This is a genomic window from Actinokineospora baliensis, assembly GCF_016907695.1.
GTDB classification, from domain to species: Bacteria; Actinomycetota; Actinomycetes; order Mycobacteriales; family Pseudonocardiaceae; genus Actinokineospora; species Actinokineospora baliensis.
The window spans coordinates 4,344,983-4,357,661 of sequence record NZ_JAFBCK010000001.1 but is presented as its reverse complement, the minus strand read 5'-3'; the positions used below and the strand labels follow the sequence as shown (position 1 = coordinate 4,357,661).

Sequence of the window (12,679 nt, the reverse complement as noted above, 5' to 3'; positions counted from 1 at the left end):
AGCGTGCGGGGAATGAAGCGAATCCTGCTCGTCGCTACCCTCGCGCTGGCGGCCGCGACCCTGCCCGTCGTCCCCGCAGTCGCCGCCGCCACCGGCGGAGGCGGCAACGTCCAGTGCCAGTTCACCCCGACGCCGGAGAACCCGGCCGCCCGGCCGGTGACCGTGCCCAAGGCGCGCGCGAAGGCGCACGGGAACGTGTCGGTGACCATCCGCACCAACTACGGCCGGATGGACCTGGTCCTCAACCGCGACAACGCCCCGTGCGCCGTGCACAACCTGCTGCACCTGGCCCGCGCGGACTTCTACGACAACTCGCAGTGCTTCCGCCTCACCACCAGCGCGCGCCTGGGCGTCCTGCAGTGCGGCGACATCTACCGCGCCGAGGAGGGCGGCCCCGGCTACAAGTTCCCCGACGAGGTGACCGGCAAGGAGACCTACCCGCGCGGCACCATCGCGATGGGCAACCAGGGCCCCGGCACCAACGGCAGCGAGTGGTTCATCGTGCACTCGGTCGCCCAGATCAGCCCGGTGTACACGGTGATGGGCCGGGTCACCCGCGGCATCGAGGTCCTCGACCGCATCGTCGCCGCGGGCATCACCCCCGACGGCGCGACCGACGGCGCCCCCAAGCGACCGGTCCGCGTCTACGACGTCCGCATCGGCCACGACTGCTGAGCATTCCTCGCCTGTGGCCGCCACGTCCCGCGTGACGGCCACAGGCGGGGTGCGACATCCACAGTGGACCCCCTGGGCGCTGCCCGCCCGCACACGGCCACCAGGGACGCAACAACCACAACGCCACTTGCCTCCGCGACAACAATTCGATGTATCACGTCCGTGCCGTCCTGGACGAATCGAGCCGCCGCGTGCGGCACCACTGCCCCACCCCGCCGAGCGCGGCCACCGCCGCGCCCGGGCGACCAGTCCTGGTCCTGTCCGATGTGCGGGGTCCACAGCGACCGGGTTCTGTCCCTTGACACCGGCGCGCCCGGGTCGGCAAAGGACACGGCGGCGGCGCCGCTCCGGCGGGAAACCGCCGCGCGGGGCCCGCTCGTGGCAGGATTGCGCCATCCGGTCCGCGCGGCAGGGGACACCGGATACCGGTTGACCGTTACACTATCGGCCACTGTCCGCCCCCTCTTGTCCTCCGAGGAGCACGATGCCCAAGGTCATCGACCACGACGAGCGTCGCGCGCACATCGTGGAGGTGACCTGGGGCCTGATCATGCGCGGCGGCCTGGAAGCCGCCACCATGCGCGAGATCGCCGAGGCCGCCGGGTTCGCCAACGGGGCGCTCAAGCGGTACTTCCCCAGCAAGGACGTCCTGGTGGAAGCCACCTTCGAGCGCGCGCTGAGCATGGTCAACACCGAGGTCGGCGAGCCGGTCGAGCAGCGGTCGGCGTTCGAGGCGCTGCGCGCGCTGTGCTCGGCGACCATGCCGCTGGACGCCAAGCGGGTGACCGCGGGGCGAGTCCTGCTCGCGTTCTGGGAGATGTCGCTGTCGAACAAGCGCCTGCACGACCGCTACCTGGTCCACCTCAAGGCCTGGCGGGCTCTGCTCACCGACCACATCCGGCGGGCCCGCGCCGAGGGCGACATCCGCACCGCCGTGCCGGACGCGCAGCTGGTCGACGAGCTGGTGCTGCTGCACGCGGGCGCGAACGTGATGAGCCTGGTCGGGGCCCGCTACTCCACCCGCAAGCTGCAGAAGGCCCACTTGGACGCCTTCTTCGAGCGCGTCGCCCAGCCGTGACCCCCGGCCGCCAACACCCGTAGACCCGGTGCGCGGGCGACGGGTGGGGGACCTGTTCGACAGGCAGGTCCCCCACCCGCCTCCCCTCAGGCGAGCACGCCGTCGGGGAAGCCACCACGCCGCGGTGCGTGATCGACTCGGCCGATTCTCCCGGTCCCCGCGCGTAGACGCACAACAGCGCGGGGTCCACAGAGGACCGATCGGCTACCAGGAGCCGTCCGCGTTGACCGCCTTGTCCGCCCACAGCGGATCCAGCGCGGCGCGCAGGTCGGGTCCGTGCGCCTCGGCGAGGGCGATCGCGGCGAGGTTGTCCTCCAGTTGGGAGAGCCTGCTGACGCCGAAGAGCACGTTCGACACGGCCGGGTTGAGCAGGCAGAAGGCGATGGCCACCTGCGCCGCGGTGGCGTCGTGCCTGGCGGCGACCTCGGCGACCACGTCGGCGGCGGCCCGGATGGTGTCGCGGATGCCACCGGGGTCGGCACCGATCTTGCGCTCGGGGAACTTGCGACCGGCCAGGATGCCGCCCTCGAACACGTCGGAGGCCTGCAGGGCGAGCCTGCCCCCGGTGAAGTGCGGCAGGTAGTACTGGCCCTCGGCCATGCTGCGGCGGGCGACGCTGTACTTGAGCTGGGCGAAGATCGGCGCCACCATGCCCTCTTCGGCGGCGAACTCCAGCGCGCGGTCCAGGTCGGCGGCCACCCAGTTGTTGACCCCCCAGACCGCGAAGCGGCCCGCGCGGATCTGCTCGTTGACGTCGGTGACGATCTGGGCGATGTCGGGGGGCGACATGTAGTCGCCGACCACGACGCTGTCGGCGCGCTCGACACCGATGCGCTCGAGGGAGGTGGTCATCTGCTGCTCGAAGCTGGTCGTGGGGTACTCCCACAGCCAGAGCTTGCCGCACAGGTGGTACTCGTCGCGGGCCACGCCCGCGGCGCGCACCACCTCGCCGAAGATGATGTCGGTGCGGGCCTGCTCGGCGTGCGGGCCCATGTTGTAGTGCGCGACGTCGAACAGGGTCACCCCGGCCTCGAGCGCGCGGCGCAGCAGGGCCACCGCGTCGTCGAACTCCATCCGGTCCCAGGTGTTCCACGAGCCCAGCCCGAACAGCGAGACGTCCGGTCCGCCGGGCCCCAGTGGCCGGACCGGGATGCGGTTGGCCTGCGCCATGCGTCCTCCTACCCGTGAAATGGTTGGGTTAGTCTACATACATAGACTAAAAACTGGGAGAACCCGGTTAGTGCGCTTATGCTGTGCCCGCACCACCTCGCTTGATCTACAGCTGTTGACGGAGGACACCGTGGCCGACCCCAAGACCGCCGACCTCGTGCTCACCGGTGGCACGGTGCTCACCTTCGACGCCGCCGACACCGAGAGCACCGCGCTGGCCGTGGCGGACGGGCGGGTCGTTGCCGTCGGCGAGGTGGCGCACCTGATCGGACCGAACACCCAGGTCGTCGACCTGCACGGCCGCACCGTGCTGCCCGGCATCAACGACTCCCACCTGCACGGCGCCTGGCTCGGCGCGCTGTGGCCGGGCACCCTGCTCGGCGCGGGCGGCATGGCGGGCGCGGGGGCGCCGAAGCTGACCACCCCGGCCGAACGCCGCGCCGCCATCCAGCGCGCCGGTGACGTGGTCGCCGCCCTCGGCATCACCAGCTACACCGAACCCGGCCTGGGCCCCGGCGAGGACGACGGGCAGACCGGCTGCTTCTCCAGCGGCGTGCTCGACGAGTACGCCGCGATGGCCAACGAGGGCCTGCTGCGCGCCAGGGTCACCGTCTTACGGCTGTTCGGCGAGCTCGACGGCCCCAGCACGCTCGCCGACTTCGAGGCGGGCATGGCCTCGGCGACCCCCGCCACCGACCCGAGCGTGCTGCGGATCGCGGGCGTGAAGATCTTCGCCGACGGCATCCCGCCGATGCGCTCGGCGTGGACGCACCGCTGCTACGCTGACGGGTCCCAGGGCCACCTGCTGGTCGAGGGCACCGACCTGGCCGAGCGCGAGGCCAACCTGCGCCGCATGATCGACCTGGCGCACCGGGCGGGCGCGCAGATCGGCGTGCACGCCACCGGCGACCGGTCCATCGAGGTCACCGTCTCGGCCATGGCCGACGCCATCGCCGCGCACGGCCCCGGCGGCAGGCACTACCTCATCCACGGCGACCTGGTCGGCACCGAGGTCCTGGCCCGGCTGCCGGAACTGGGCATCGGCCTCAACACCCAGCCCGGCATCGCGGTGATGACCGGCGACTGGCTCTCCGCCGCCCTCGGCGAGGAAGCCCTGGCCGGGGCGTGGCCGCTGCGCCGGGCCTTCGAGCTGGGCGTGCGGGTGTGCCTGAGCTCCGACGCGCCGGTGATCGAGCCGGACTGGCGGCGCTGGGTGGCCGCGGCCGCCGAGTGGATGGGTACCAAGGCGAGCCCGGAGCTGATGCGGCAGCTGCTGCGCGCCTACACGGTGATCCCCGCGGAGCAGGACGGCGCCGAGTCGTGGAAGGGCTCGCTGGAGGTCGGCAAGGTCGCCGACCTGTGCGTGCTGGAGGCCAACCCGCTCGAGGTCTCCCCCGCCGACCTCCCGCACGTCGGGGTGCACCTGACCGTCGTCGGCGGCCGCGTCGTCTACGAGAGCTGACGCCATGTCCCACGACGACGACGAACCGGTCGGCCGGGTCCTGGGGCGGCGGCAGGCATTGGTCCTGCTCGGTGTGGGGGCGCTGGCCCTGGCGGGCTGCTCGACCGAGGCGCCGGTGGACTGCGTGGTCCGACCGGAGCAGATGGAGGGCCCGTACTTCGTCGACGAGAACCTCGACCGCTCCGACATCCGGTCCGACCCGGCAACCGGGGTCCGGGTCGCGGGCACACCCCTGGCCCTGACCCTGACCGTCCTGCGCGCCGACGGCGGCGGCTGCCAACCGCTACCGGGCGCCGTGGTCGACATCTGGCACTGCGACGCCGCGGGCGACTACTCCGACATCGCGAGCGAGGGCACGACCGGCACCAAGCACCTGCGCGGCCTCCAGGTCAGCGGCACCTCCGGCCGCACCGCGTTCACCACGGTCCTGCCCGGCTGGTACGAGGGCCGCACGGTCCACATCCACGTCAAGATCCGCACCACCGGCGCCGACGGCAAGGCCTACGAGTTCACCTCGCAGCTCTACTTCCCCGACGAGCTGACGGCCCGCTACCTGGCCACCGCCCCCTACCAGGCCCACGGCCCCGCCGACACGACGAACAAAACGGACCAGCTCTACCAACAGGGCGGCGACCAACTCCTCCTCACCCCCACCGAAGCCGACGTGGACGGCACCCGCGGCTACCGAGCAGCCTTCACCCTGGCCCTAGACCTGACCAACACCAAGGTCGGCACCGACGACGCCATGGGCCCCATGCCGATGCCCACCCGCTGACTCCGCCGCTCCCCCAGCGCGCCGAGACACACACCCCACCGACCGGCCCACGGCCCACGGCCCACGGCCCACGGCCCACGGCCCACGGCGATGATCACCCGCGGTTCATGATCACCCCGCGGCCGGGAGCCCGCCCACCCGGGGTTTGAGGTCCCACGTTTGAGGATATCGGCCGGGGCGGGGTGTCAAGGGGGTGGCGGGTGGGCTGTGGAGGGGTGCGGGCGTTGTGGACAAACCGGCTGTGCGGGGCTGGTGGGGTGGCGCCGATTGGTCCAGACCTATTTGCGTTCGCGCCGGTGGATACCGGGGCGGGTGGGCTAGCCTGGGGCCCATGTCCCTCCGCGACGTGGCCCTGCGCGTGTTGCCCGCTCGGCTGCGACCGCTCGCGCTCAAGCACCGCGAGCTGCTCAAGTTCGGCGTCGTCGGCAGTGTCGCCTACCTGGTGGACAACGGCACCTGGTACCTGCTGAAGCTGACCGTGCTCGAGCCCAAGCCGGTGGTCGCGAAGGCCATCGGGGTCATCCTGGCCACGATCGTGTCCTACATCCTCAACCGCGAGTGGTCCTTCGACACCCGCGGTGGCCGGGAGCGCCACCACGAGGCGGCGCTGTTCTTCGCCATCAGCGGTGCGTCGCTGTTCTTCTACACCGCGCCGCTCTACGTGTCGCGGTACGTGTTCGACCTGGAGCAGCCGCACGTGAGCGCGTTGTCGCAGGAGGTCGCGGACTTCCTGTTCGGGTCGATCGTGGGCACGGTCATCGCGATGGTGTTCCGGTGGTGGGCCTTCAAGAAGTGGGTCTTCCCGACCGCCGACGCCCGGGCGCCGCGCCGGGACCGCAAGCTCGGCAAGCTGGTGCCCTACACCGGGCCCACCGGTGTCGTGGATCACACGCCCAGCAAGAACTGACCTGTCACGCCCCCGCCCGTCGCCCCGTCTTCCCCGTGACAGCGACGAGAGCACCGGAGGGCACGATCATGCAGGCACGGATGGACAACCCGACCGCCGTCATCCCGGAGGCCATGAAGGCGCTGCTCGCCTTCGGCAAGGCCGCCTCGGGCAAGGGCGTCGAGGAGTCGACCATCGAACTGGTGAAGCTGCGCGCGAGCCAGATCAACGGGTGCAGCGCGTGCGTCCACATGCACGCCAGGGACATGCGCAAGGCGGGCGAGACCGACGAGCGCCTGTTCACGGTCGCGGCGTGGCGGGAGGCGCCCTTCTTCACCGACGCGGAGCGGGTCGCGCTGGAACTGACCGAGGTGCTGACCCGCCTGGCCGACTCGGCCAACCCGGTGTCGGACGAGCTGTGGACCCGGGTCCGCGAGCACTACGACGAGCGGCAGACCTCGGCACTCCTGGTGGCCATCGCCAACATCAACGTCTGGAACCGCCTCAACGCCGCGGTGCACCAGGTCGCCGGATCCTGGTGAGGCCAGAACGCCCGGGCAAGGCCGCGCGACCTGGCGGGTGACCGAACGCCAGGTCGCGCGGCCGGACAGCGGCCAGCCAACCCCGCCGCGCTCTCGTGGCGCGCCGGGCTCTGCAGGCCGCCGGGCCAACAGGCTGGGGGTCGCGCGGCAGCCGGTCACAAGCGGGCCCGACGACGTGCGGGCTGCCTCGCCGCAGCGCACCACATCGCCGGACTCCGATGAGATCGCACCAGGCCACCGAACCCGAGCGCCAGGGTGAGCAGGGCGAGGCGCGACCTGGCGGCACCGCCGGAGCCACCGACCAACCCCGCAGCGGCGCACCGCGTCGCCGTCCTCGGGCCCCTCCGGGCTCGGTGGCCGGGGCGGTGATCGGGCGGCAGCACGTCCACGGGGTGTGCCCGGGTCGGTGCGGTGGGTGCATCATGGGATGTGTAGCACCGACTCGGGGGAGGTAGGTCGATGAGGGTCGAGGTGGACAGCGACCGCTGCGTGGGGGCTGGGATGTGCGTACTCACCCAGCCCGAGGTGTTCGACCAGAGCGAGGACGACGGCACCGTTGTGCTGTTGCGCGCGGAGCCCGCGCCGGAGCAGGAGCGGGACGTGCTCGACGCGGTGCACGCCTGTCCGGCGCAGGCCATCAGCGCTCGGTGACCCCGGGTCACGCGTCCCAGGTGACCGGCAGCGAGTGCACGCCGTAGATGGCCATGTTGTCGCGCACCGGGACCTGGTCGGCGGGCACCGCCAGCCGCAGGCCGGGCAGTCTGCGCAGCAGTTCGGTGAAACCGGTGGTCATCTCGACCCTGGCCAGTTGCTGGCCGAGGCACTGGTGGATGCCGTGGCCGAAGGACAGGTGCGGGGCTCGGGGACGGGTGAGGTCCAGCTCCTCCGGGTGCCCGTACTGCTCGGGGTCGAGGTTGGCCATCTGCGCGGAGATCATCACGTTCGAGCCCCCCGGGATCCGGTGGCCCGCCACCTCGACCTCGGTCAGCGGGGTGCGCCGGATGCCGAGGTGGATGATGGTCAGGAAGCGCAGCAGCTCCTCCACCGCCGTCGCGATCAACGCCGGGTTGTCGCGCAGCAGGGCCAGCTGGTCGGGGTGTTCGAGCAGCGCGAAGGTGCCGAGCGCGAGCATGTTCGCCGTGGTCTCGTGGCCCGCGATGAGCAGCAGGTTGGCCATCCCGACGAGCTCGTCGTCGGTGAGCGGGTTGTCCTGGTCGGCGTGCACCAGCCCGGAGAGCAGGTCGTCGGCGGGGTTGGCCCGCTTCGCCGCGACCAGGTCGGCCATGAACCGGCGGAGCTCCTCGAACACGTCGAACACCTCGTCGAGCGGGGTGTCGAGGTTGAGCACGGTGGCGGTGCGCCGCTGGAACTCCTCGCGGTCGGCGTAGTCGACGCCGAGCAGTTCGGAGATGACCAGCGACGGCACCGGCAGCGCGAAGGTCGGCACCAGGTCCGCGACCGGGCCCGCGGCCACGAGCGCGTCGAGGTGTTCGGTGACGATCTGGGTGATCCTGGGTTCCAGCTGCCGCATCCGGCGGACGGTGAACTGGCCGGTGAGCAGCTTGCGGTAGCGGGTGTGCTCGGGGGCGTCCATGCCGATGAAGCTGCCCGCGCGCGAGCGGGTCGACCGCAGTTGCTCGCGCAGCCGCTCCGGCAGCCGGGACATGGCCGCGGGCGAGCGGGTGATGTCGGAGCTGAACCTCGGGTCGGCCAGCACGGCCCTGGCCTCGGCGTGCCCGGTGATCAACCAGATGTCCTCGCCGTCTGGCCCGGCGACGCGGTGCACAGGGCCCGCGGCGCCGAGCTCGGTGAGCTTGGCCGCGGGGGCGAACGGGCACCCGGCCGGGCGATCGGTGAGCTCCGGCGGGAGTCCGAGCAGGCGGGTCGAGCGCGGCTTGTCGTGCTGCTCGACGGAAGTGGTGGGCGTGGCCATGGGAGCTCCTGTTCCCGGGCCGATCCCCAGCCGACCCGTAGCGTCTAGGGGCTGTTAACCCACGGTACCAGCGCGAGCACTCTCAGCTCCGGGAGCTTCCGGTCAGAACAGCAGAGCTGCCGCACACACCACGCCCGCGAGCGGCACCAATCCCGCGCCGAGCAACAAGATCCCGAGCAGCAACGCGTCGATCCCGCGCGCCACCTGCACCACCAGTCCCATCGGCACCAGGACCCCGCCGACGTCGACCACCCCGACGTTGGCGAAGTCGATCGGGTCCCGGGTGACCGACCGGACGGCCGCCGCGGCGGCCAACGGCACAGCGACCAAGGCGGCCGGGTGGAAGTCGACGCCGAGGGCGGTCACCAGCGCGAGCCAGAGGGCGGCGACAACAGCCAATAGGGCAGCCGCGGTGGTCTTGACCGCGAGGGGCGAGTGGTTGAGCCAGCGCCGCAACCCCGGCGTGCGGTGCAGTTGCGCGACGGGCGCGGCGAACGGGATCGCGGCGAGGTAGCAGCCGATACCGACCCACCACACACCCGGCACTCCGGGAAAGATCCAGTGCAGGTTCGCCACCACCACGGCGATCAGCCCGGCTCCCACAACCGCTCGCGCGCGGGTGAAGACCCCTGCCAGCAAGTAGCGTGGCAAAACGGGTCGACGGGCGAAGAACCGTTCCAGGGACAAGGGTCGCGCCGCCGGGAGCAGACCCCAGACGTCGAGGAACGCGACCGAGACGCGCTGGGTCATCCGGGCGGAAAAGCCTCGAACGAGTTCCTCACGCCCGGCGGTCTCCGCTAGCGACTCCTTGCGCAGCAACAGGATCCCCGCCGCAGTCGCGGCCGCAGCACTGACCGCCAACGGAATCGGCCATGCCGCCGATGCCGCCAGCAACAACGGCAAGACGCTTTCCCACATGCCCGGCGACTTCACCCTGCCCGCGGCGATGGCCAACAAGCCGTACCCGGCGAAAAGTGCAGCGGCGTAAAGGATCCCGCTCCAGCCCAAGACCATCCCGGCGACAGCGGTGCCGTAGCCAAGGGCAGCCCAGCGGGCGAGCCAGCCGCGCACCATCCGCCTGGTGAGGGCGGTCGTGCGGGTGGTGGTGAAGTCGTTCCACGTCAACCAGGCCGGGTCGGCCCAGAGGTAGCCGCGCCCCTGGGTCGACCACCACGCGACCGCGACACCAAGGCACACGACCGCCACCAGCGCGCCATGCGGTGGCGCGGTATCACCCACCAGTGCGACCCGCGTGGCGTCAGGTTGGTAGAAGGGCAGCCCACCGATACCCACGGCGAGCACGAGCGCCAGAACCCGGCTGACCGTGTCACTCACCCGAGTTCGACCCGCGCCGCGCCCACCCGATCCGCCAACGGCCCGTGGTGGCTGGCGACGACAACGGCCGTCCCCCGCCGCCGCTCCGCCGCGATCAGCCCGGTGAGCCACTCGCGCCCGGCGGTGTCCAGCGCCCGCTCCGGTTCGTCCAACAGCAGCACGTCGTGGTCACGCGCGACGGCACCGGTGAGCAGCAACCGCCGCCGCTGCCCGGCCGACAGCCCCAGGGCGGGCACGTCCGCCCGCTCGTCCAACCCGGCCAGCCGCAGCCACCCGTCGACGCCCCGGTGGTCCACGGCGGGGAACGACCGCAGCAGCAGGTCGAGGTGCTGGCGGGCGCTCAACTCGTCGAACAGCGCCGAGTCGTCCAAGACCACCGACACGCGGCGGCGGAACCCCACCTTCCGCTCGTCGGGCGTCATCCCCCCGACGCGGACAACGCCCGACGACACCTGCCGCGTGCCGTAGAGGCACCCGAGCAGCGTGGACTTACCCGAACCGTTGCGGCCGGAGACCACAACGCACTCCCCGGGGCCCACGGCGAACGTGACGTCGGCGAAGAGGACCTCGCTGCCCACAGCGGCGGTGACCGCCACCACCTCGACCCGCCGCTCGGATGCCCCTGCCACGCAGCCCACCGTACGACCGCGTTCCCGTCGTGTCCCGGTGGGCCGCGTGGCGCGGGCGACTAGAGCGTCTTCTCCAGCTTGGTCGACAGGAGGCGGACGAACCGGGTCGGGTCCGGGAGGTCGCCGCCCTCGGCGAGCACGGCCATGCCGTAGACGAGTTCGGCGGTGTCGGCCAGGTCGGGGCGCTCCTCGGCGTGCGCGGTGCGCAGCGCGGTGACCAGCGGGTGGGTCGGGTTGAGCTCGAGGATCCGCTTCACCTCGGGCATGTCCTGGCCCATCGCCCGGTACATCTTCTCCAGGGTGGGCGTCAGGTCGTACTCGTCACCGACGACGCAGGCCGGGGAGGTGGTCAGCCGCGAGGACAGCCGGACCTCCTTGACCGCGTCCCCCAGCTGCTCGGTCATCCAGGCGAGCAGGCCCGCGAACTCCTCGGTGCGCTGCTTGCCCTCCTCGGTGTCCTCGTCGGCGTCCAGGTCGACCTGGCCCTTCGCCACCGACTGCAGCTTCTTGCCCTTGACCTCGGGGATCGACCCGACCCACATCTCGTCGATGGCGTCGGTCAGCAGCAGGACCTCGTAGCCCTTGGCCAGGAACGCCTCTAGGTGCGGGGAGTTCTCCAGGGCCGAGCGGGACTCACCGGTCATGTAGTAGACGTGCTCCTGGCCCTCCTTCATCCGCTCCACGTACCCGGCGAGCGTGGTGAGCTTCTCCGGGTCGGCGGTGGAGGCGAACGACGAGATGTCGAGGATCGCGTCGCGGTTGTCGACGTCGTCGAGCAGGCCCTCCTTGACCGCCCGGCCGAACTCCGACCAGAAGGTGTCGTAGGACTCGGGCTTGTCGGCCATCAGCGACTTGACCGTCGAGAGCACCTTGCGCACCAGGCGCCTGCGCATCAGCTGGATCTGCCGGTCGCGCTGCAGGATCTCCCGCGACACGTTGAGCGAGAGGTCCTGCGCGTCGACGACGCCCTTGACGAAGCGCAGGTACTCCGGCATCAGCTCTTCGCAGTCGTCCATGATGAAGACGCGCTTGACGTAGAGCTGCACCCCGCGCTTGCGGTCGCGCATGAACAGGTCGAACGGCGCGCGCTGCGGCAGGAACAGCAGCGCCTGGTACTCGAAGGCGCCCTCGGCGGAGAGCCGGATGGTCTCCAGCGGGGCGGTCCAGTCGTGGCTGACGTGCTTGTAGAACTCGGTGTACTCGTCCTCGGTGACCTCGCTCTGCGACCGCGCCCACAGCGCCTTGCGCGAGTTGACCGTCTCCGGCTCGCCGCCGTCCTCCGGCTCGACCCGGATCGGCCAGGTGATGAAGTCGGAGTAGCGGCGCACGATCTCCACGACCTTCGCCCGGGAGGCGTAGTCGTAGAGGTGCTCCTCGGTGTCCTCCGGCTTCAGGTGCAGCGTGACCGAGGTCCCCTGCGGGGCGTCCTCGACCGGCTCGATCGTGTAGGTGCCCTCACCAGCGGACTCCCAGCGGGTGCCGCCAGGCTCGCCCGCCTTGCGGGTCACCAGGGTGACCTTGTCGGCGACCATGAAGCTGGCGTAGAACCCCACGCCGAACTGGCCGATCAGGTCCTGCGAGCCCTGGTTCTCCTTGAGCTTGCGCAGGAACTCCGCGGTCCCGGACTTGGCGATGGTGCCGATCAGCGCCACCACCTCGTCGCGGGTCATCCCAATCCCGTTGTCGCGCACGGTCAGCGTCCTGGCGGCCTTGTCGAGCACCAGGTCGATGTGCGGGTCCTCGGTGTCGACCTCGAGGTCCTTGTCCCGGAACGCCTCCAACCGCAGCTTGTCCAGCGCGTCGGAGGCGTTGGAGACCAGTTCGCGCAGGAAGGTGTCCTTGTTCGAGTAGATCGAATGGATCATCAACTGCAGCAACTGGCGTGCCTCGGACTGAAACTCGAGCGTCTCGACGGTCGCGCTCACGCAAAACCCCTCGTCCGGTCTGGGACAACAGCGCCGGAATCCTAGCGAAACCCACCGCCGCCCACGCCCGATCCGCCCCACCCACCCCCCGTGTGGCGCACCTCTCGCCCACCGAAGACCTCGTCTTGGGCTCCAATCGCACCCCGATATCTCCCGGACACTCCCTGCTGGATGCCCATTATCTAGATACCAGATTGCGCAACTCGATAGCGGCATTCCACCGGCTCACAGGAGAAGTGACCGGGGCCGCACCCGACTCCCCCTCGGAC

At 71.0% G+C, this 12,679-nt stretch carries 12 protein-coding genes; 7 read left to right on the top strand and 5 right to left on the bottom strand.

Annotated elements, in window-relative coordinates; translation table 11 throughout:
- The first annotated feature begins 12 nt into the window (after positions 1-12).
- Positions 13-675: a peptidylprolyl isomerase gene (locus JOD54_RS20030; protein ID WP_204451999.1), complete on the top strand. Its 663-nt coding sequence runs from the start codon at positions 13-15 to the stop codon at positions 673-675.
- Positions 676-1,159: 484 nt separating this feature from the next.
- Positions 1,160-1,753, top strand: coding sequence for a TetR/AcrR family transcriptional regulator (locus JOD54_RS20025; protein ID WP_204451998.1), 594 nt, complete (start codon positions 1,160-1,162; stop codon positions 1,751-1,753).
- A 204-nt stretch (positions 1,754-1,957) separates the two neighbouring features.
- On the opposite strand, the gene JOD54_RS20020 is transcribed toward JOD54_RS20025, so the two are convergent.
- A complete protein-coding gene (locus JOD54_RS20020) occupies positions 1,958-2,923 on the bottom strand; it encodes an aldo/keto reductase (RefSeq protein WP_204451997.1) in 966 nt (321 codons plus the stop codon).
- A 130-nt stretch (positions 2,924-3,053) separates the two neighbouring features.
- Between JOD54_RS20020 and JOD54_RS20015 the strand changes: the two genes are divergently transcribed.
- The 5 genes from JOD54_RS20015 to JOD54_RS19995 all read left to right on the top strand — a co-directional run bounded on the left by JOD54_RS20015 (position 3,054) and on the right by JOD54_RS19995 (position 7,239).
- The gene (locus JOD54_RS20015; RefSeq protein ID WP_307860184.1) at positions 3,054-4,385 is read left to right on the top strand and encodes an amidohydrolase; all 1,332 of its coding nucleotides are present in this window, start codon (positions 3,054-3,056) and stop codon (positions 4,383-4,385) included.
- A 4-nt stretch (positions 4,386-4,389) separates the two neighbouring features.
- Positions 4,390-5,160, top strand: coding sequence for a dioxygenase family protein (locus tag JOD54_RS20010; protein WP_204451995.1), 771 nt, complete (start codon positions 4,390-4,392; stop codon positions 5,158-5,160).
- A gap of 331 nt (positions 5,161-5,491) precedes the next feature.
- Complete coding sequence (locus JOD54_RS20005; protein ID WP_204451994.1) at positions 5,492-6,067, top strand: GtrA family protein; 576 nt, start codon at positions 5,492-5,494, stop codon at positions 6,065-6,067.
- Positions 6,068-6,102: 35 nt separating this feature from the next.
- On the top strand, positions 6,103-6,588 hold the full coding sequence (locus tag JOD54_RS20000; protein WP_504739769.1) for a carboxymuconolactone decarboxylase family protein: 486 nt from the start codon (positions 6,103-6,105) through the stop codon (positions 6,586-6,588).
- Between the two features lie 459 nt (positions 6,589-7,047).
- On the top strand, positions 7,048-7,239 hold the full coding sequence (locus JOD54_RS19995; RefSeq protein ID WP_204451993.1) for a ferredoxin: 192 nt from the start codon (positions 7,048-7,050) through the stop codon (positions 7,237-7,239).
- A gap of 7 nt (positions 7,240-7,246) precedes the next feature.
- Here JOD54_RS19995 and JOD54_RS19990 read toward each other — a convergent pair whose 3' ends face one another.
- The 4 genes from JOD54_RS19990 to htpG all read right to left on the bottom strand — a co-directional run bounded on the left by JOD54_RS19990 (position 7,247) and on the right by htpG (position 12,410).
- Positions 7,247-8,521 (bottom strand): cytochrome P450, encoded by a 1,275-nt coding sequence (locus JOD54_RS19990; RefSeq protein WP_204451992.1) that lies wholly within the window; start codon positions 8,519-8,521, stop codon positions 7,247-7,249.
- 102 nt (positions 8,522-8,623) lie between these two features.
- On the bottom strand, positions 8,624-9,856 hold the full coding sequence (locus JOD54_RS19985; protein WP_204451991.1) for a hypothetical protein: 1,233 nt from the start codon (positions 9,854-9,856) through the stop codon (positions 8,624-8,626).
- A complete protein-coding gene (locus JOD54_RS35165) occupies positions 9,853-10,485 on the bottom strand; it encodes an ABC transporter ATP-binding protein (RefSeq protein ID WP_307860183.1) in 633 nt (210 codons plus the stop codon). Before JOD54_RS35165 ends, JOD54_RS19985 begins: the two co-directional genes overlap by 4 nt.
- A gap of 59 nt (positions 10,486-10,544) precedes the next feature.
- Positions 10,545-12,410, bottom strand: coding sequence for a molecular chaperone HtpG (gene htpG / locus JOD54_RS19975; RefSeq protein ID WP_204451990.1), 1,866 nt, complete (start codon positions 12,408-12,410; stop codon positions 10,545-10,547).
- Positions 12,411-12,679 lie beyond the last annotated feature (269 nt).